Source organism: Streptomyces populi (assembly GCF_002911015.1).
GTDB classification, from domain to species: domain Bacteria; phylum Actinomycetota; class Actinomycetes; order Streptomycetales; family Streptomycetaceae; genus Streptomyces; species Streptomyces populi.
The window spans coordinates 53,463-71,980 of record NZ_KZ626882.1 but is presented as its reverse complement, the minus strand read 5'-3'; the positions used below and the strand labels follow the sequence as shown (position 1 = coordinate 71,980).

General features: G+C 73.0%; 13 protein-coding genes and 1 pseudogene. 5 read left to right on the top strand and 9 right to left on the bottom strand.

The window, feature by feature from the left end:
- The coding region (locus CW362_RS22350) for a DJ-1/PfpI family protein (RefSeq protein WP_206301019.1) at positions 1–387 on the bottom strand (387 nt) is incomplete at its 3' end.
- Positions 388–601: 214 nt separating this feature from the next.
- Entirely contained in the window at positions 602–1,555 is a 954-nt protein-coding gene (locus CW362_RS22345; RefSeq protein ID WP_103551296.1) for a GlxA family transcriptional regulator, read from the bottom strand.
- Positions 1,556–1,667: 112 nt separating this feature from the next.
- Here CW362_RS22345 and CW362_RS22340 point away from each other — a divergent pair, with 112 nt between their 5' ends.
- Positions 1,668–2,534 (top strand): SCO6745 family protein, encoded by an 867-nt coding sequence (locus CW362_RS22340; protein WP_103551295.1) that lies wholly within the window; start codon positions 1,668–1,670, stop codon positions 2,532–2,534.
- 276 nt (positions 2,535–2,810) lie between these two features.
- Entirely contained in the window at positions 2,811–5,204 is a 2,394-nt protein-coding gene (locus tag CW362_RS22335; RefSeq protein ID WP_103551294.1) for a Tex family protein, read from the top strand.
- Between the two features lie 138 nt (positions 5,205–5,342).
- Here CW362_RS22335 and CW362_RS22330 read toward each other — a convergent pair whose 3' ends face one another.
- Positions 5,343–6,983 carry an ABC-F family ATP-binding cassette domain-containing protein gene (locus CW362_RS22330; RefSeq protein WP_103551293.1) on the bottom strand — a complete coding sequence of 547 codons (1,641 nt, stop codon included), beginning with the start codon at positions 6,981–6,983 and terminating at the stop codon, positions 5,343–5,345.
- 299 nt (positions 6,984–7,282) lie between these two features.
- A pseudogene (locus CW362_RS22325) lies at positions 7,283–7,768 on the bottom strand (oxidoreductase); the annotation flags it as partial.
- Between the two features lie 66 nt (positions 7,769–7,834).
- Here CW362_RS22325 and CW362_RS22320 point away from each other — a divergent pair.
- A complete protein-coding gene (locus tag CW362_RS22320) occupies positions 7,835–8,797 on the top strand; it encodes an FAD-dependent oxidoreductase (RefSeq protein ID WP_103551292.1) in 963 nt (320 codons plus the stop codon).
- A 54-nt stretch (positions 8,798–8,851) separates the two neighbouring features.
- On the opposite strand, the gene CW362_RS22315 is transcribed toward CW362_RS22320, so the two are convergent.
- Positions 8,852–10,813 carry a Xaa-Pro dipeptidyl-peptidase gene (locus tag CW362_RS22315; RefSeq protein WP_103551291.1) on the bottom strand — a complete coding sequence of 654 codons (1,962 nt, stop codon included), beginning with the start codon at positions 10,811–10,813 and terminating at the stop codon, positions 8,852–8,854.
- Positions 10,814–10,995: 182 nt separating this feature from the next.
- Between CW362_RS22315 and CW362_RS22310 the strand changes: the two genes are divergently transcribed.
- A complete protein-coding gene (locus tag CW362_RS22310) occupies positions 10,996–12,495 on the top strand; it encodes a M1 family metallopeptidase (RefSeq protein WP_103551298.1) in 1,500 nt (499 codons plus the stop codon).
- A 163-nt stretch (positions 12,496–12,658) separates the two neighbouring features.
- Here the strand turns inward: CW362_RS22310 and CW362_RS22305 are convergent, their stop codons facing one another.
- The 3 genes from CW362_RS22305 to CW362_RS22295 all read right to left on the bottom strand — a co-directional run bounded on the left by CW362_RS22305 (position 12,659) and on the right by CW362_RS22295 (position 15,313).
- Positions 12,659–13,426 carry a GNAT family N-acetyltransferase gene (locus tag CW362_RS22305; RefSeq protein ID WP_103551290.1) on the bottom strand — a complete coding sequence of 256 codons (768 nt, stop codon included), beginning with the start codon at positions 13,424–13,426 and terminating at the stop codon, positions 12,659–12,661.
- A gap of 371 nt (positions 13,427–13,797) precedes the next feature.
- Positions 13,798–14,718 (bottom strand): adenosine kinase, encoded by a 921-nt coding sequence (locus CW362_RS22300; RefSeq protein ID WP_103551289.1) that lies wholly within the window; start codon positions 14,716–14,718, stop codon positions 13,798–13,800.
- A 115-nt stretch (positions 14,719–14,833) separates the two neighbouring features.
- Positions 14,834–15,313: a macro domain-containing protein gene (locus CW362_RS22295; RefSeq protein WP_103551288.1), complete on the bottom strand. Its 480-nt coding sequence runs from the start codon at positions 15,311–15,313 to the stop codon at positions 14,834–14,836.
- Between the two features lie 151 nt (positions 15,314–15,464).
- Between CW362_RS22295 and CW362_RS22290 the strand changes: the two genes are divergently transcribed.
- The gene (locus tag CW362_RS22290) at positions 15,465–16,163 is read left to right on the top strand and encodes a MerR family transcriptional regulator (RefSeq protein ID WP_103551287.1); all 699 of its coding nucleotides are present in this window, start codon (positions 15,465–15,467) and stop codon (positions 16,161–16,163) included.
- A gap of 151 nt (positions 16,164–16,314) precedes the next feature.
- Here the strand turns inward: CW362_RS22290 and CW362_RS22285 are convergent, their stop codons facing one another.
- Positions 16,315–18,495: a 3-hydroxyacyl-CoA dehydrogenase NAD-binding domain-containing protein gene (locus tag CW362_RS22285; RefSeq protein WP_103551286.1), complete on the bottom strand. Its 2,181-nt coding sequence runs from the start codon at positions 18,493–18,495 to the stop codon at positions 16,315–16,317.
- Positions 18,496–18,518 lie beyond the last annotated feature (23 nt).

The window sequence follows — 18,518 nt, the reverse complement described above, 5'->3', positions numbered from 1 at the left end:
CCGCTCGAGCTGCCGGAGGGCCAGCCAGTGGGAGGTGGCCCGGCGGCCGTCCAGGAGCCCCGCCGCGGCGAGCAGCAGGGAGCCGGTGCACACCGAGGTCGTCCAGAGGCTGGTGGCGTCGGCGGCCCGCAGCCAGTCGAGCAGGACCGGGTTGTCCATCTGGTCGCTCTGGCCCGGCCCTCCCGGTACCACCACGATGTCCGGGTGCGGCACCTCCGCGAGGCTCCTGTCCGCGGTCAGCGCGAGCCGGCCGGTGTCGGAGCGGACCGGACCGGTGCGCTCGGCGACGAAGACGGTGTCCGCGTCCGGCAGCCGGCCGAGGGTCTCGTACGGGCCCACGGCGTCCAGGGCGGTGAAGCGGTCGTAGAGGACGATGGCGATCTGCATCGGGGTCCTTTCGTCGAAGGGGCGTGCCGCGGGCTCGCGGCGCGGTCGGGTGCCGGAGGCACGGGGGCGGCACCGGGCGCGGGGGCCCGAGGTGCCCACCGCGTGCCGGGTGCCGGAGGTACGGGAGCGCTCACCGGGAATCGGGTGCGCGGGATGTCCGGAGCGGTGCGGCGTCCGGGCGGCGAGGGGTGGGGACCGCCGGCCGGAGGCCCCCTCAGCCGGTGGTGGCCGGCCGGAAGCGGCGGCGGTACTCGGCCGGCGCCGAGCCGAGGAGCTTCACGAAGGCGCGGCGCATGGCCTCGGGCGTGCCGTAGCCACAGGCCCGGGCGACCTCCTCGACGCCGTCCGTGGTGTCCTCCAGGAGGCGGCGGGCGTGTTCGAGCCGTACCCGCTCGACGTACCGGCCGGGCGTCGTGCCCGTCTCCGTGCGGAAGGCGCGGGCGAAGTGGCGCGGCGAGAGCCGGGCGCGGACCGCGAGCGCCTCGACGCTCAGGTCGTCACCGGGGTGCTCGGAGATCCACCGCTGGACCTCGCGCAGCGGTTCGCGCCGCGCGGTCTGGGCGGCGAGCTGGGCGCTGAACTGCACCTGGTTGCCCGGTCTCCGGAGGAAGACGACGAGATGGCGGGCGATGGTCAGGGCGGCGTCACGCCCCAGGTCCTCCTCCACGAGGGCGAGGGCCAGGTCGATGCCGGAGGTGACGCCCGCCGAGGTGGACACGTTCCCGTCGCGGACGTAGATGGGGTCGGGCTCGACCGTGACGGCGGGGTGGTCACGGGCGAGCCGGTCGCAGTGGGCCCAGTGGGTCGTCGCCCGCCGGCCGTCGAGCAGGCCCGCCGCAGCGAGCAGGGCGGCGCCGGTGCACACCGAGACCAGGCGCTCGGCGCGCGGGCCGTGGGCGCGCAGCCAGTCGACCAGGCCGGGATCCGGGCGCCGGGTTCCGCTGCCGCCGGGGACCAGCAGGGTGTGCGGGACCGGCGCGTCGGCGAGCGCCCGGTCCGGGACCAGGACGAGACCGCTGGAAGAGCAGACCGGGGAGCCGTCCGGAGAGGCCGTGCGGATGCCGTACGAGCCGCCGCGGTAGGTCTCGGCACCCGCGAACACCTCCAGCGGGCCGGTGACGTCGAGGCTCTGCACGCCGTCGAAGAGGACGATCAGGACCGTTCGCATGTCTCGATTCTCGGCCGGTGCGCGGATGGCGGCAATGACGAGAACCCCACCTTTCCTGCCATGGCGGATTCAGGGGTTCACGGCATACCGACCAGTCGGTAATGTGCGGGGCATGACCCCTCCACTGCCGGAGCGCGCCGGCCGGCGCTGCCACAACGTCCTCAATCCGCTGCACTCGACGCACTACTTCTCACCCGATCTGGGCCGTGAACTGGCCGCGGTCGGCATCGAGAACGAACGGGCCGCGTACTTCGCGGTGCGGGCCGCCGCGATGGGCGCGGTCGGCGCGGGCACGGTGACGGCGACGTTCTTCAACTTCCGGCACGAACTGGTCGCCGGGCACGTGCCCGCCGTGTGGCGGACCGCGTCCCCGGAGACGGTGCTCACGGCACGTCTGCGCGCCGTGGACGCGACGCTCCGGCGGCTGCTCGGCGAGGACGTCGTCGCCTCCGGGGAGGTGGCCGAGGCCGCGAAGCTCGCCCTGCGCGCGGCCGAGGCCTGCACCCGCACCGCCCGCCCGCTGTACGCCGCGCACGCGGACCTTCCCGTGCCCGAGGCGCCGCACCTGGCGCTCTGGCACGCGGCCACCCTGCTGCGCGAGCACCGGGGCGACGGTCACCTCGCGGTCCTGCTCGACGCCGGGCTCGACCCGGTGGAGGCCCTGGTGAGCCACACCGCGACCGGCAAGGGCATGGCGCCCCGGTGGGCGCTGGGCACCCGCGGCTGGTCGCGGCACGACTGGGAGGCGGCGTCCGGGCGGCTGCGCGAGCGCGGGCTGCTCGACGCGGACGGCGAGCTGACGCCGGACGGCGCGGAGCTGCGCCGGGACGTCGAGGACCGGACGGACCGCCTCGACCGTGCTCCCTACGAGCACCTGGGCGCCGCCGGGGTCGAGCGGCTCACCGAGATCGCGAGGGGCCTGCTGATGACGGCGCTCGCCGCGGGCGCGTTCCCGGAGGGAATGGTCGGCAAGGCCTGAGCGGTCGGCCCCCTCCGGGTCGCGCCGACCGGAACCGGGCGCGCCCGGGGCGGGCGAGCCTGCCCCGGGACGAGCGGCCCTGCCCCGGGACGAGCGGCCCTGCCCCGGGAGGAGCGGGCCCGCTCGGAACGGGCACCCGGAGCGCGGACCGGGCCGGGCTGCGGACCGGGCCGGGCCGCGGCACGCGGCCCCCTCGAGTACCGCCCTGGGCCCCCGATGTCGGCGCCACCTGCCACAATTGCCGCGCAACCTCAGTGGAGAAGGCGGTACGGGATCGTGACGACACCCCTCGTAGGGTCCATCGAAGGCAGGATCGCCGAAGAACTCGGCGTACGGGAACGGCAGGTCAAGGCCGCCGTCGACTTGCTCGACGGCGGTTCGACGGTTCCCTTCATCGCCCGCTACCGCAAGGAAGCGACCGAGATGCTCGACGATGCGCAGCTGCGCACCCTCGAGGAGCGGCTGCGCTATCTGCGGGAGCTGGAGGACCGGCGGACCGCGATCCTCGACTCGGTGCGCGAGCAGGGCAAGCTCAGTGCCGAGCTGGAGGCGCAGATCAGGGGCGCCGAGACCAAGGCGCGTCTCGAGGACGTCTACCTGCCGTTCAAGCCCAAGCGGCGCACCAAGGCGCAGATCGCGCGCGAGGCGGGTCTCGAGCCGCTGGCCGAGGGCCTGCTCGGCGACCCGTCCGTGGACCCCCTCGCCGCGGCGGCGGCCTTCGTCGACGCCGACAAGGGCGTCGCCGACCCGCAGGCCGCCCTGGACGGCGCCCGGGCGATCCTCACCGAGCGGTTCTCCGAGGACGCCGACCTGATCGGCGAGCTGCGCGAGCGCATGTGGGTGCGCGGACGGCTCGCCGCCAAGGTGCGCGAGGGCAAGGAGGAGGCGGGCGCCAAGTTCGCCGACTACTTCGACTTCGCCGAGCCCTTCAAGGCGCTCCCCTCGCACCGGGTCCTCGCCATGCTGCGCGGCGAGAAGGAGGAGGTCCTCGATCTCGTCCTGGAGCCGGAGGAGCCCACCGAGGGGCCTTCCTCGTACGAGGGGATCGTCGCCCACCGCTTCGGGATCGCCGACCGCGGCCGTCCCGGCGACAAGTGGCTGACGGACACCGCCCGCTGGGCCTGGCGCACCCGCATCCTCGTGCACCTCGGCATCGACGTGCGCCTCAGGCTGCGCACCGCCGCCGAGGACGAGGCGGTGAACGTCTTCGCGGCGAACCTGCGGGACCTGCTGCTCGCCGCCCCGGCCGGCACGCGCGCGACGCTGGGCCTGGACCCCGGTTTCCGTACGGGCGTGAAGGTCGCCGTCGTCGACGCGACCGGCAAGGTCGTCGCCACGGACGTCATCCACCCGCACGTCCCGGCCAACCGGTGGGACGAGGCCGTCGCGAAGCTCGCCCGGCTCGCGAAGGAGCACGCGGTCGAGCTGATCGCGATCGGCAACGGCACGGCGTCCCGCGAGACCGACAAGCTCGCCGGTGAGCTGATCACGAAGCACCCGGAGCTGAAGCTCACCAAGGTCATGGTGTCCGAGGCGGGCGCGTCGGTGTACTCGGCGTCCGCGTTCGCCTCGCAGGAGCTGCCCGACATGGACGTGTCGCTGCGCGGCGCCGTCTCCATCGCGCGCCGGCTCCAGGACCCGCTGGCCGAGCTGGTGAAGATCGACCCGAAGTCCATCGGCGTCGGCCAGTACCAGCACGACCTGTCCGAGGTGAAGCTGTCCCGTTCGCTCGACGCGGTCGTCGAGGACTGTGTGAACGGCGTGGGCGTGGACGTGAACACCGCCTCGGCCCCGCTGTTGGCCCGGGTCTCCGGCATCACCTCCGGCCTCGCCGAGAACATCGTGGCGCACCGCGACGCCAACGGTCCCTTCACCTCCCGTACGGCGCTCAAGAAGGTGGCCCGGCTCGGCCCCAAGGCGTACGAGCAGTGCGCGGGCTTCCTGCGGATCCGGGGTGGCAGCGACCCGCTGGACGCGTCCAGCGTGCACCCCGAGGCGTACCCCGTGGTGCGGCGGATGGTGAAGACGGCGGGCAACGAGGTGGCCTCGCTGATCGGCAACACGAGTGTGCTGCGCTCGCTGCGGCCGGCCGACTTCGTCGACGAGACCTTCGGTCTGCCGACCGTCACGGACATCCTCAGGGAACTGGAGAAGCCGGGGCGCGACCCGCGGCCCGCCTTCAAGACGGCCACCTTCAAGGAGGGCGTGGAGAAGATCTCCGACGTGGCGGCCGGGATGGTCCTGGAGGGGGTCGTCACGAACGTGGCCGCGTTCGGCGCGTTCGTGGACATCGGCGTCCACCAGGACGGGCTCGTGCACGTCTCCGCGATGTCCAGGACCTTCGTCAAGGACCCGCGGGACGTCGTGAAGCCCGGTGACATCGTCAAGGTGAAGGTGCTGGACATCGACATCCCGCGCAAGCGGATCTCGCTCACGCTGCGCCTGGACGACGAGGCGGCGGCCCCGGCGGCCGAGGGCGGCGGCGGTCGCGACCGGCAGCGGGGCGGGCGGCCGCCCCAGCAGCGCGGCCAGCAGCGGCAGGGCCGCGGCGGCGGTTCGGGCGGCGGCGCCGGGGGCGGTTCCCGGCAGGCCCCGCCGCCGGCGAACAGCGCCATGGCCGACGCCCTCAGGCGCGCGGGCCTGACCGGCCCCGAGCGCGGCCGGAGCTGACACACGGAAGGGGGCGGCCACCGATCGGTGGCCGCCCTCTTCCCGTTCCGGGCCGAAGGCACGGCTCACGTGTACGGGCCGAAGGCACGGCTCACGTGTACGGGCCGAAGGCACGGCTCATGTGTACGGGCCGGAAGCTCAGCGCTCCGTCACCTTGCCGTCCGCCACCTCCAGGCGGCGGGTCGTGCGGACCGCGTCCAGCATGCGGCGGTCGTGGGTGACCAGCAGGAGCGTGCCCTCGTAGGAGTCCAGGGCCGATTCGAGCTGCTCGATGGCCGGCAGGTCGAGGTGGTTCGTCGGCTCGTCCAGGACCAGCAGGTTGACGCCCCGGCCCTGGAGGAGTGCCAGCGCGGAGCGGGTGCGCTCACCCGGGGAGAGCGTCGCCGCCGGGCGCAGGACGTGGTCCGCCTTCAGGCCGAACTTGGCCAGCAGCGTGCGGACTTCGGCGGGTTCCGTGTCCGGGACGGCCGCGCCGAACGCCTCCAGCAGTGACTCGGGGCCGTGGAAGAGCTTGCGGGCCTGGTCCACCTCGCCGACGACCACACCGGAGCCGAGCGTGGCGTGGCCGGCGGACAGCGGGACCCGGCCGAGCAGCGCGCCCAGCAGGGTCGACTTGCCTGCGCCGTTCGCGCCGGTTACGGCCACCCGGTCCGCCCAGTCGATCTGGAGGGTCGCCGGACCGAAGGTGTAGTCCCCGCGCCGCACCTCCGCGTCCCTCAGCGTGGCGACCACCGCGCCCGACCGTGGGGCCGCCGCGATCTCCATGCGCAGCTCCCACTCCTTGCGGGGCTCCTCGACGACGTCGAGCCGCTCGATCATGCGCTGCGTCTGCCGGGCCTTGGCGGCCTGCTTCTCGCTGGCCTCGCTGCGGAACTTGCGCCCGATCTTGTCGTTGTCGTTGCCCGCCTTGCGCCGCGCGTTCTTGACGCCCTTGTCCATCCAGCCCCGCTGCATCTGGGCGCGGCCTTCGAGGGCGGAGCGCTTGTCGGCGTACTCCTCGTAGTCCTCGCGCGCGTGCCGGCGAGCGGTCGCGCGCTCTTCGAGATAGGCCTCGTAGCCGCCGCCGTACAGCGTGATCTGCTGCTGGGCCAGATCGAGTTCGAGGACCTTGGTGACCGTGCGGGTGAGGAACTCGCGGTCGTGGCTGACGACGACGGTCCCGGCGCGCAGACCGGAGACGAAGCGCTCCAGGCGCTCCAGACCGTCCAGGTCGAGGTCGTTGGTGGGCTCGTCGAGGAGGAAGACGTCGTAGCGGGAGAGCAGGAGGGAGGCGAGTCCGGCGCGGGCCGCCTGGCCGCCGGACAGGGAGGTCATCGGCTGGTCGAGGCCGACGCCGAGCCCCAGGGAGTCGGCGACTTCCTCGGCACGTTCGTCCAGGTCGGCGCCGCCGAGGTCGAGCCAGCGCTCCAGGCTGGTCGCGTACGCGTCGTCCGCGCCGGGCTCCCCGTCGACGAGCGCCTGCGTCGCCGCGTCCATCACCCGCTGGGCCTCGTCGACCCCTGTCCGGCGCGCGAGGAAGTCCCGTACGGTCTCGCCCTCCCGGCGCTCCGGCTCCTGGGGCAGGTGCCCGACGGTGGCGGAGGGCGGGGAGAGCCGCAGTTCGCCCTGTTCCGGGGCGAGGAGACCGGCGAGCAGCCGCAGCAGCGTGGACTTGCCCGCGCCGTTGGCGCCGACGAGCCCGATCACGTCGCCGGGCGCGACGACGAGGTCGAGTCCGGAGAAGAGCGCGCGGTCGCCGTGTCCGGCGGTGAGGTTCTTGGCGACGAGAGTGGCAGTCATCAGGGGGCCGATCCTAACGGCCCGCCCCGGCCCCTCTCACCGTGGATCTCCACGGTCCACGACGCCCCGGCCACCGGGCGGCGGGGTCCGGAACGGACCGGTCCCACCGGGCGGCGGGGTCCGGGACCGCGGGGCTTGCGGGCCTGCGGGCCTGCGGGCCTGCGGGCCTGCGGGCCTGCGGCAGGAGACCGGCGGCCCGGTCAGCGGGCCCGCCGGTGGGTGACCGGTTCCGCCAGGGCGCTCCCCGGCGTCCGGGCCACGGCGAACGACCCCTCCCTGACGTCCCCGGCCTCCGGCGGGATCCGGTGGCGGCCGGTCCGCGGGGCTCCGCCGAGCAGGGAGTTCAGGGCACGGCGGTACTCGGGGCCGCGGAAGCGGAACGGCCCCGTGCCGTGGTAGCCGTTGCGTTCCAGGTCGGCACGCTCTCCGGTCTGCCAGGCGAAGTCCCGCCAGACGTAGTCGTCGCCGTCCCTCTCGACGAGCGCGGTGACGGCACCGCATTCGACGCTCTCGCACTCGGGACAGCCGTAGATGACGTACCTGCCCCCGTCGAGCGGGGCGGCGGCCTCCAGGAGAAGGCCGCGCACCTGCGCGGCGAAGATCGCGGGCGGCACGTCGGAGGCGAGCGGGGACACCGCGTCGAGGCCGGAGAGCCGAAGCAGCAGCGGGCGCCCGTCGACGACGAAGTCGACGAAGCCCCGGCGTGGGTGGCGGTCACCGTCAGTGAGGGCCCCACCGGCACGCATCGCCGGTGCCAGGCCGAAGGTGGCGTACTCGGAGGGCATGCCGTGAGTATCTCAGGACGGAGAGTGACGAAGCCACGGCACGACGTGTTCCGCTAACGTCCCCGCATGGAGAAGCCCGGGAGCGTTGATGTGATCGTGGTCGGCGGCGGGGTCGTCGGCCTGACGACGGCCGTGGTACTGGCCGAGACCGGCAGGCGGGTCCGGGTGTGGGCGCGGGAGCCCGCCGAGCGGACCACCTCGGCCGTTGCGGGGGCGCTGTGGTGGCCGTACCGCATCGCGCCCGAGGCGTCGGCCCGCGAGTGGGCGCTCGTGTCCCTCGGCGTGTACGAGGAACTGGCGGCGCGGCCCGAGGCGAGTGGCGTACGCCTGGTCGAGGGGGTCATGGGCGAGACGCGGCTGGACGGACTCGGGTCGTGGGCGGCCCGGGTGCCCGGACTGCGCGCGGCGACGGCCGAGGAGTACCCGGGGACCGCGCTGCGGGCGCGGCTGCCGCTGATCGACATGCCGGTGCACCTGCGCCATCTGCGGGAGCGGTTCCTGCGGGCGGGCGGGAGGGTCGAGGAACGCACGGTGACGGACCTCGCGGAGCCGGACGCGCCGGTCGTCGTGAACTGCGCGGGCCTCGGTGCCCGAGATCTCGTACCGGATCCGGCCGTACGTCCCGTGCGCGGGCAGCTCGTGATCGTCGAGAACCCCGGGATCCGTGAGTGGCTCGTCTCGACGGACCCGGCGGCCGGGACGACGACGTACGTCTTCCCGCACCCGGACCGGGTGGTCCTCGGCGGCACCACGGACGACGACGACTGGTCGCGGGTTCCCGATCCGGAGACGGCGGCGCGGATCGTCGAGCGGTGCGCGGCACTGCGCCCCGAGGTCGCCGGAGCCCGGGTGCTCGGTCACCGGGTGGGACTGCGGCCGGTGCGCGAGACGGTCCGGCTGGAACGCGAGGTCCGGCCGGACGGACGGCTGCTGGTGCACAACTACGGACACGGGGGCGCCGGGGTCACCGTGGCGTGGGGATGCGCGCGGGAGGCGGCCGGACTGGTCGGTCCGGCCGCCTCCGCCTGAACTCCGTCCGCGACGGTTCGCGTCGAAGGCCCGGAGGGTCAGCGGGTCAGCGGGTCAGCGGGTCTCCCCCGGGACCCGGAACGCGGCGCCGGGCGCGCGCACGCCGTCGAGGACGGACGTGGCCGGGGCCGCCGTGGAGCCCGCCGTCGCCCGCTCGAACGCCTTCGCGCCGCCCACCAGGGGCACCCGCGCCGAGGTGCGGGACAGGTCGAGGGTCAGGGTGGGGGTGTCGACGGGAGGGTCGATGAGGTCCTTGTCGGTGCCCGCGACGATCAGCGCGAGCCGGTGTCCCTTCGGCACCACGTGGTCCGTGGCCGCCAGGTCCAGCGTGATCGTGTACACCTTCCCCGGGGTGAGCGCGACGCCCTTGCCCGAGGCGTGGTGACCGAGGTCGGCCCAGCCGCGGCTGACGACCGTGGAGCCGACGTCGGTCCTCGCCGCCTCGGTCACCTTGTAGCAGGAACTGTCGCCGGCCGTGCTCGCGCCCCAGCAGGTGCGGTCGGTGAGGGTGGTGATGCCCTCGCCCGGTCCCGCGTAGTCGCGGACGGTGTCCGGGCCGAGGTCGACGAGCACCGCCGAGAGACGGGCCGTCGGGGTGGTCGGCGTGACGGTGACCGTCACCTTCGAGGAGCCGGAGAGCCGCAGGTCGCGGGTGAGCGGCACGGTGGCGAAGCCGGCCTTGTCGGGGGTGGACCGGTCGATGTCCGCGGCCCAGTCGGTCTCGCCGCGTCCCGGGTCGTCGGTGAAGGTCTCGGTCCCGGACCGGCGGGCGAGCCCGAGGGTGCCGACTCCCCGCTGCGCGCCCCCGCCCGGACGCAGGGTCGTGGCGCCCGTGGTGCGGGGCGGCCAGACGGCGGAGGTGGTCCACCGGTCGGGGTGGCGTTCGACGTCGGCCATGGGCTCGCGGTCGATGCCGTTGTCGTAGCCGAGGAGTTCGTGGTCGAACCAGCGGTGCAGGGTCTCGACCCAGGCGGCGCGACGGAAGTCGAAGGGGTCGACGTGGCCGGTCTGGGAGAGCCAGATCTTGCGCTCGACGCCGTTCCTGGCGAGGGCGTCCCACCACTGGCCGAAGTTCTTGGCGCGCACGTTGAGGTCCTGCATGCCGTGCACGAGGAAGACGCTGGCCCTCACCTTCGCGGCGTCCTTGACGTAGTCGCGCTCGGTCCACAGCGACGTCCAGTCGCCGGTGCGCGGCGCGCCGTCGACCAGCTTCCGCTGCACCGCCGCGCACTTGGCGCGGGCGTCGGGGCTGTCGACGTAGTCGGACAGCCAGTCGGGTCCCGAGTCGTAGAGCGGGGCGCCCTCGGCGAAGTAGTAGTCGTACCAGGAGGAGATGGCACTGATCGGCACGACGGTCCTCAGGCCCTCGACGCCGGTGGCGGCGACACCGTTGGCGATGGTGCCGTCCCAGCTCTTGCCGATCATGCCGGTCCTGCCGTCGGTCCAGGTGGTGGCCCTGGCCGTGGTGGTGCCGGTGCGGGTGGTGTAGCCCCGGGCGCGGCCGTTCAGCCAGTCGATCACCGCCTTGGCCGACCGGATGTCCGAGCGGCCGCCGACGTCGACGCAGCCGTCGGAGCGGTTGGTGCCGGCGAGGTCGACTCCGACGAAGGCGTAGCCGCGCGGCACGAAGTAGTTGTCGTAGAACAGCGGCATCCGGACGACGTGGCCGTCGGCGTCGTACGTCTTCTTCTGGCTCTCGTTGCCGCGCCCGCAGCAGGAGTAGTACGGGCTGGCGTCCATGATGACGGGGATCCTGCGTCCCTGGCGGGCGGGTTCACGCGGCCGGACGATGTCGACGGCCACGCGGTCGTGCTTCCCGTCGTCGTCGCCGTCGAGCCCGGTGTCCACCCAGACGGACTCGCGGATCGCGTTCTCGTACGAGTAGACCGGGGTGCTCTCCCTCGGGGCGCCGTGTGCGGCGGCCGGGACGAGGAAGGCGGCCATCAGGGCGGCGACGGCCGCCGTCGCGAGCGGTCTCCAGGTCATGAAGCGCGTGCGGCGCACTGATAAAGGCATGCGCGGAACGTACCCCGGCCGACTCCCGTGCGACAGAGGGTCTCTGACGGGCCCTCGGGACGGGACGGCTCATGTCGGCCGAATGGCGATCGTGTGACAGGGGTGGCCGTGGACATGACCGGGAGCACAGGGGCTGAATAGGCTCCGAACCGACTTCACGCCCCCACGACTTGGAGCTCGACGTGCACCGCAGACTCATCGTCCCGGGCGCCCTCGCCGCCTCCCTGCTGCTGGCGATCCCGGCCTCGGCGGCGAGCTACGCCCCGGGAGCACCGGGCATCGGCGATCCCTACTACCCGGCCTACGGCAACGGCGGATACGACGTCTCGCACTACGACCTGAGGCTCACGTACCAGCCGACGACGGACGAACTGGAGGGCACGGCCACCCTCCTGGCGACCACCACGCAGGACCTGTCCCGGTTCGATCTGGACTTCCTGCTCGATGTGAGCGAGGTCCGGGTCAACGGCGCGAAGGCGTCGTTCGCCAGGTCGGGCGAGCACGAGCTGGAGATCACGCCGGCGAAGCCGCTCGCCAAGGGGACGTCGGCCACCGTCGTCGTCCGCTACAGCGGAGTGCCGTCCACGAAGAGCGCGTACGGCTTCTCGACCTGGCACCGCACCCCGGACGGGGCGGTCGCGGCGGACGAGCCCGAGTCGGCGTGGTGGTGGTACCCGAGCAACGACCACCCGCTCGACAAGGCGACCTACGACGTGTCGGTGGCCGTCCCCGACGGTACCCAGGCGATCTCCAACGGCACCCTCCAGTCGACGAGTTCACGGCTCGGCTGGACCCGCTGGAACTGGCGGTCGAACAAGCCGCAGGCCACGTATCTGACGACGCTCGCGGTCGGGAAGTTCGACATCACGACCGGAACGTCCGACGGCGGCGTCCCGGTCGTCAACGCCTACAGCAAGGACCTCGGTGACAACGACGGGGCCGCGCGCGCCAGTGTCGAGCGCACGGGAGAGCTGGTCGACTGGCTGAGCGGCTACTTCGGGCCGTATCCCTTCAGCTCCGTCGGCGGCTACGTGCCCAACACGACCACCGGGTACGCGCTGGAGACCCAGACCCGGGTGTACTACAGCCCTCGGCAGTTCGCGAACGGCTCCAACACCTCCGTCGTCGTGCACGAGCTGGCGCACCAGTGGTTCGGCGACGACGTGTCGCTCAAGGGCTGGAAGGACATCTGGATCAACGAGGGCTTCGCCCGGTACGCGCAGTGGCTCTGGTCGGAGCACGAGGGCGAGGGCACGGCGCAGGAGCTCGCGGACTACGTGTACGCCTCGCACCCGGCGGACGACGCCTTCTGGACGGTCGCGCCCGGCGACCCGGGGCCCGACGACCAGTTCGACATCGCGGTCTACGACCGGGGCGCGCTGGCGGTGCAGGCGCTGCGCGACAAGATCGGGGACGACGCCTTCTTCGCCGTCCTGAAGGGGTGGCCGAAGGAGCACGCGTACGGGAACGCGTCGGTCGACGACTTCCGGAAGTACGCCGAGCGGGTGTCGGGCACGTCGCTCGCCTCCTTCTTCGGCACCTGGCTGTTCCAGCCCTCGAAGCCGGCGGCGCCCGCGGCGCGGAACGCGGGGCTCGCCCCCGCTCAGGCCGCGAAGGGTGCCGTCGCCCGGCCGAAGTCCTGGAAGAAGATCGCCGCCACGGACTCGGTCCACTCCCGCTGAGACCCGGAACCGCCCGCCCCGGCCGGGGCGGGCGGTTCCGTCCGCCGTCGCCCGGCGCCTCGGATCCACACCGCTGCGCGAGGACACGGTCCTCGACCGTCCCTGCACCATCCACGTCCTGGCCCGGGGCGGCTTCCTAAGGTTCGCTCCAGGAGGGCGCGGGTCAGGGACGCCGCTCCGGGGACAGCGAGAGGTAGAGACGGGTGCCCTGCGGCCGGTAGCCGACGCGCTCGTAGACGCGGCGGGAACCCTCGCCGGAGTACTCCAGCCACACCGAGCCGGTTCCCCGGGCGAACATCGATGCAGTGAGCGCGGCTGTCACCGCTGCGGCGACGCCCCGACCGCGGTGAGCCGGGCGGGTGCCGACACCGGCCAGTTCGGCGGTGTCCTCGGCCGGCGGGGAGCAGGTCGCTCCACCGGCGCAGACGCCCTGCTGGTCGCGGACGAAGCGCACCGCCCCACCACCCTGCTGGGTGCGCCGCAGCCGGGCGGCACCCTGCGCGGAGGGGGCGAAGACGCCGCCGAACGCCTCGGCTAGCGCGGCGTCGAGGGCGGCGTACTCCTCGTCGGTGGCGGGGGTCTCCACACGCGGCGCGTCGGCGGAGCGAGGGGGTGTCAGCGTGCCCGGGGTGCAGACGAGGTACTCGTGCACCGCCTCGGTGCCGAAGCCCGCGGCCCGCAGCTCCGGCGCCACGCCGGGCGCGGCCTCCGGCGCGAATTCCAGTCGCGGCAGCCGGCCGCGCTCCCGGAAGGCCCCGATCAGGGCCGCCACGTCCCGCCCGGTCGGCTCGGCGCCGGGTAGCGGGGTCGCGTAGTTCAGGTACGGGCTGTCGGTGCCGGGGTCGAAGCCCGCGACGAAGCCGCCGATCTCGATGGCTTCGGGACGGCGACGGAGGTTGGCGACGGCAAAACTCTGGACCTGGATGTCCATGGTGGTGTTGACCTCACGAAGTCTCAGGTGAGCCCGAGATGGATTCGGGCAAAGGAGAGTGGCGGTACGTCAGGCACCGCGTCGTGGGGCCGCCGTTCGGGACGGGCCTGGCGGGTGAAGACCGCTGAGGAGCGGGCCGCTCACCGCCGACGGCGGCCGCTGGGGGACGCCGAGATCATGGGCTGTCGTTCCTCACCGTGAGTGGGTCCGCGAAGTGCAGGACACGGTCATGCTTCCACGTCCGGTCGGGACGGGCAATCGGCTTTCTCCGTGGTTCCGGCCGGGTGACAAGAGGTCGTCCTTGGCCGCGGTGGGGCGGTTCGGCCGGCGGCGTGGCGAAGGGTGGGCGTCCCGAGGCTCACGGTGGAGGCTCAGCGGACGGCCCTGGCTTCCGACTCGGCCACCTGGTCGAGGAGTTCCGCGCGGCCGATGGCGTCGGCGCGGGTCGCGGGGACCGTGCAGGCGTAGGCGCCGGCCACCGCGCCGAACAGGGCGCAGCGCTCGACGGGTTCACCGGTCAGACGGCCGTAGAGGAAGCCCGCGGCGAAGGAGTCCCCGGCGCCGTTCGAGTCGACGACCGGTGTCCGGGGCGGGACCGCGGGGACGTGGGTCACCTCGCCGTCGGCCAGCAGGTACGCGCCCTCGGCACCGGCGGTGGCGACGACCACCTCGGCCCGGCCGTTCTCCATGATCTTCCGCATGGTGCGCTCGGGGGCGGCGAGGGCGGTGGTGGAGACGAACACGACGTCCGCGGTGTAGGCGAACGGCTCGTGGTACGGGTTCTCGCCGTCCCAGTTGTGCAGGTCGGTCGAGATGGTCACCCCGGCCTCCCGAAGGACCGGCAGGGCGAAGGCGCAGGGGTGGGTGATGGACACGTGGGCGTGCCGGCTGGACGCGGCCAGGTCCCGCACCGTGTTCTCGGGCAGCCGGTCCCCTTCGCCCGCCCGGCTGTCGTCGTACAGCGACAGCCTGCGCCCGTCGGGGCCGACGAGATTGACCGCGCGCTTGGTGCCCGCGGGCTGGGGGACCTCGGTGAGCGCCATGCCTCGCTCACGGTGCAGGGCTCGCACGAGGTCGCCCTCGGGGTCGTCGCCGAGCATGTCGAGGTGGTGGGTGCGCAGGCCGAGGCCGTGCAGGCCCAGGGCGACGAAGTCACCGGTCTGCCCGGCGCGGGTCTCGATGCCCGGACGGATCATGTAGCTGTCGGCGTAGGGCAACGGCAGTTCGGGGACGTGGACGATGGTGTCCACACCCGCACCGCCCAGGACGAGGACGTCGATGTCGCGGCTCATGACTCTCCCTCTCGGACGCGAGCAGCGAGTCAACCAGTCCCCTGACGATCACCGCAAGGAGTTGCAGAAACTTGCGCAAATCATGTCGGTCGCCGTCCTGGAACCTTCGCGCCGGTCAGCCTCCGTGGTCGTACACGGTCACCGACAGGCCTCGGCGCACGAGCCGCTCGGTGACCAGGGGCTCCACGCGTGACCAGGTGCCACCGGCCAGACCGCAGCCGATGCGCGGCATGTGCACGGAGGCGCCGAGTTCGACGGCCTTGTCGGCCAGCGGTCCGAGGGCCGCGTCGATGGCCTCGTAGCGGACGGGCACGCCCTTGCTGCCGGTGCGTATCCCCCGCTGGCCCACCAGGTTCGCCACCCACACGTACGGCTCGACCTGGACGAACTGGGCCGCGCCCAGAGCGAAGTCGTTGCCCGCGCGGCCGCGGTGCCAGGCGCGGTACGCGGCCTCGGGTTCCGGCCAGCGACGGGAGAGCGCCAGCACGAAGCCCTTGCCCCAGCCTCCGATGTCGTTGCACACATGGGCGATCACCTTGACCCCCTTGACCGAGGGAACGGTGGCATCGCCGCGGACGTACTTGATCTCCGGCATGCCACCACCGTAGGGGCCGCCACTGACAACGGCGCCGCCCCGGCGGCGGACGAGAACTTTCACAACACTGGTGGGACAGCAATACTGTTGCACCGCGCCGTCAGTGGTCACCAGGGCGGGCGCCGCACGACGCGAGAGGCGAGGACCTGCCATGACGACGGACACCGGGGAGCCGGCACTCACGGTCGACGAACTGGCCGCGCGGGCGGGGATCACGGTCCGTACCGTCCGCTTCTACAGTGCCAGGGGGCTGCTGCCGCCGCCCGTGATCGGCCCCCGTCGGGTGGGCCACTACAGCCAGGAGCACCTGGCCCGGCTCGCACTCATCGAGGAGTTGCAGCACCAGGGCATGACGCTGGCCGCGATCGAGCGGCATCTGACGCAGCTGCCGCCCGACCTGAGCGCGCGCGATCTCGCCATCCACCGTGCCGTGGTGGCCTCCTGGGCTCCCGACGCGACGGAGGAGGTGACCCGGGAGGAGCTGGAACGCCGGGCCGGGCGGTCCCTCGGGGACGCGGACCTGGAGCGGCTCGCCGCGATGAGCGTCATCGAGGGGACGGGGGACCCCGTCCGGCTGGACCCCGGGCTGCTGAAGCTCGGCCTGGAGCTCCTGGACGTGCCGATCGCGGACGAGTCGCTCCTCGCCGCGCGGACCGTCCTGCTGGAGCACGCGCGCGCGGCGGCCCGCGAGCTGTCCGGCCTGTTCCGCGACGCCGTGGGCGAGCAGGATTCCGTGGCGGCCGTGAAGTCGCTGTCGGCGCACATGCAGCCGCTGGTGGTGCAGGCGCTGCTGACCGCGTTCCAGCGCTCGCTGAAGGACGAGCTGCGGGAGTGGCTCAAGGAGTCCTGACGCCGGGACGCCCCCTTGAAGGGGCGCCCCGGCGCGGACGGGCACGGGTGCGCAAGGCCCCGGTGCACAGGAGCCCGGACGCGCCGGGGCACGGACACGCGCCGCACGGATGCGCCGGGGCACGGGTGCGCCCCGGCGCGGACGGCTCGGGTCAGGACGCGTCGGTGAACCGCTCGCCCTTCTCCGCCTTCTCCACGAGCAGCGCCGGCGGCAGGAACCGGTCGCCGTAGCGCTCGGCGAGCTCCCGGGCGCGGGCGACGAAGCCGGCGAGGCCGCCGTCGTAGCCGTTGACGTACTGAAGGACACCGCCGGTCCAGCCCGGGAAGCCGATGCCGAGGATGGAGCCGATGTTGGCGTCGGCCACCGAGGTCAGGACGCCTTCCTCCAGGAGCCGGACGGTGTCCAGCGCCTCGGAGAAGAGCATGCGCTCCTGCATGTCCTCGAACGGGATCTCGTGCCCCGGCTTGGTGAAGTGCTCGCGCAGCCCGGGCCACAGGAGACCGCGCCCGCCGTCCTCGCCGTACTCGTAGAAGCCCGCTCCCCCGCTGCGTCCGGGGCGCTCGAACTCGTCGACCATGCGGTCGATGACGGCCTCGGCCGGGTGCGTCTCCCAGGTGCCGCCCGCCTCCTCCACGGCCTGCTTCGACTCCTTGCGGATCTTGCGCGGCAGGGTGAGGGTCAGCTCGTCCATGAGGGAGAGGACCTTCGCCGGGTAGCCGGCCTGGGCGGCGGCCTGCTCGACGGAGGCGGGCTCGATGCCCTCGCCGACCATCGCCACGCCCTCGTTGATGAAGTGGCCGATGACCCGGGAGGTGAAGAAACCGCGCGAGTCGTTGACGACGATCGGGGTCTTCCTGATCTGGCGGACCAGGTCGAAGGCACGGGCCAGGGCCTCGTCACCGGTGCGCTCGCCCTTGATGATCTCCACGAGCGGCATCTTGTCCACGGGCGAGAAGAAGTGCAGCCCGATGAAGTCCTCCTGCCGCTCGACGCCCTCGGCGAGGGCGGTGATGGGCAGGGTGGAGGTGTTGGAGCAGAGCAGCGCGTCGGGCTCGACGATGTTCTGGATCTCCTGGAACACCTTGTGCTTGAGCGAGGTGTCCTCGAAGACCGCCTCGATGACGGCGTCGCAGCCCGCGAGGTCGTTCGGGTCGGCGGTGGGCGTGATCCGGGCGAGGAGCGCGTCCGCCTTCTCCTGGGTCGTACGGCCCCGGGCGACCGCCTTGGCGCAGAGCTTCTCGGAGTACGCCTTGCCCTTGTCCGCCGCGGCGGCCGAGACGTCCTTGAGGACGACCTCGATGCCCGCGAGGGCGCACGAATAAGCAATGCCCGCGCCCATCATGCCCGCGCCGAGGACGGCGACCTTGCGGACCGGGCGCGGCTCGATGCCCTGGGGCCGGTTGGCGCCGGAGTTGACGGCCTGGAGGTCGAAGAAGAACGCCTGGATCATGTTCTTCGAGGTCTGGCCGGCGGCCAGCTCGACGAAGTAGCGGGCCTCGATGACCTGGGCCGTCTCGAAGTCGACCTGGGAGCCCTCGACGGCGGCCGCGAGGATGTTGCGCGGGGCCGGGTAGGGGGCGCCGTTGGTCTGCTTGCGCAGGTTGGCCGGGAAGGCGGGCAGGTTGGCGGCGAACTTCGGGTTCGACGGGGTGCCGCCGGGAATGCGGTAGCCGGGCTTGTCCCAGGGCTGCTGCGACTCGGGGTTGGCGTCGATGAACGCGCGGGCCTTGGCGAGCAGTTCCTCGGGGGTGGCGGCCACCTCGTGGACCAGGCCGTTGTCCCGGGCGCGCGTCGCGTTGTACTGCGTGCCCTGGAGGAGGACCTTCAGCAGCGCGTCGGCGATGCCGAGCAGACGCACGGTGCGGACGACTCCGCCGCCGCCGGGGAGCAGGCCGAGGGTGACCTCGGGGCAGCCGATCTTGGTGCCGGAGGTGTCGAGGGCGACCCGGTGGTGGCAGGCGAGGGCGAGCTCGAAGCCGCCGCCCAGGGCCGCGCCGTTGATCGCGGCGACGACCGGCTTGCCCAGGGTCTCGATGCGGCGCAGGTTCCGCTTGATGGCGAGGCCGCCGTCGAAGAGGTCCTGGGCGGTCTCGGGGGTGACCCGGATGAGGTCGCGCAGGTCGCCGCCCGCGAAGAAGGTCTTCTTGGCGGAGGTGAAGATGACGCCCCGGATCGAGTCCTTCTCGGCCTCGAGCCGGTCGGTGACCGCGGCGAGGGAGGCGCGGAACGCCGCGTTCATGGTGTTGGCGGACTGGTTGGGGTCGTCGAGGACGAGGGTGACGACGCCGGTCTCGTCCTGTTCCCAGCGGATGGTGGTGGGCTCAGTGCTCATCAGGGAATGCTCCGTAGATCCTT

What these genes read in the sequence shown, in the direction of transcription:
- CW362_RS22295 (WP_103551288.1), bottom strand. Translation starts at nt 15,313, where the DNA reads ATGCCGGAGATCAAGTACGTCCGCGGCGATGCCACCGTTCCCTCGGTC.
- CW362_RS22320 (WP_103551292.1), top strand. Translation starts at nt 7,835, where the DNA reads ATGGAGAAGCCCGGGAGCGTTGATGTGATCGTGGTCGGCGGCGGGGTC.
- CW362_RS22305 (WP_103551290.1), bottom strand. Translation starts at nt 13,426, where the DNA reads ATGGACATCCAGGTCCAGAGTTTTGCCGTCGCCAACCTCCGTCGCCGT.
- CW362_RS22290 (WP_103551287.1), top strand. Translation starts at nt 15,465, where the DNA reads ATGACGACGGACACCGGGGAGCCGGCACTCACGGTCGACGAACTGGCC.
- CW362_RS22345 (WP_103551296.1), bottom strand. Translation starts at nt 1,555, where the DNA reads ATGCGAACGGTCCTGATCGTCCTCTTCGACGGCGTGCAGAGCCTCGAC.
- CW362_RS22300 (WP_103551289.1), bottom strand. Translation starts at nt 14,718, where the DNA reads ATGAGCCGCGACATCGACGTCCTCGTCCTGGGCGGTGCGGGTGTGGAC.
- CW362_RS22340 (WP_103551295.1), top strand. Translation starts at nt 1,668, where the DNA reads ATGACCCCTCCACTGCCGGAGCGCGCCGGCCGGCGCTGCCACAACGTC.
- CW362_RS22285 (WP_103551286.1), bottom strand. Translation starts at nt 18,495, where the DNA reads ATGAGCACTGAGCCCACCACCATCCGCTGGGAACAGGACGAGACCGGC.
- CW362_RS22315 (WP_103551291.1), bottom strand. Translation starts at nt 10,813, where the DNA reads ATGCCTTTATCAGTGCGCCGCACGCGCTTCATGACCTGGAGACCGCTC.
- CW362_RS22330 (WP_103551293.1), bottom strand. Translation starts at nt 6,983, where the DNA reads ATGACTGCCACTCTCGTCGCCAAGAACCTCACCGCCGGACACGGCGAC.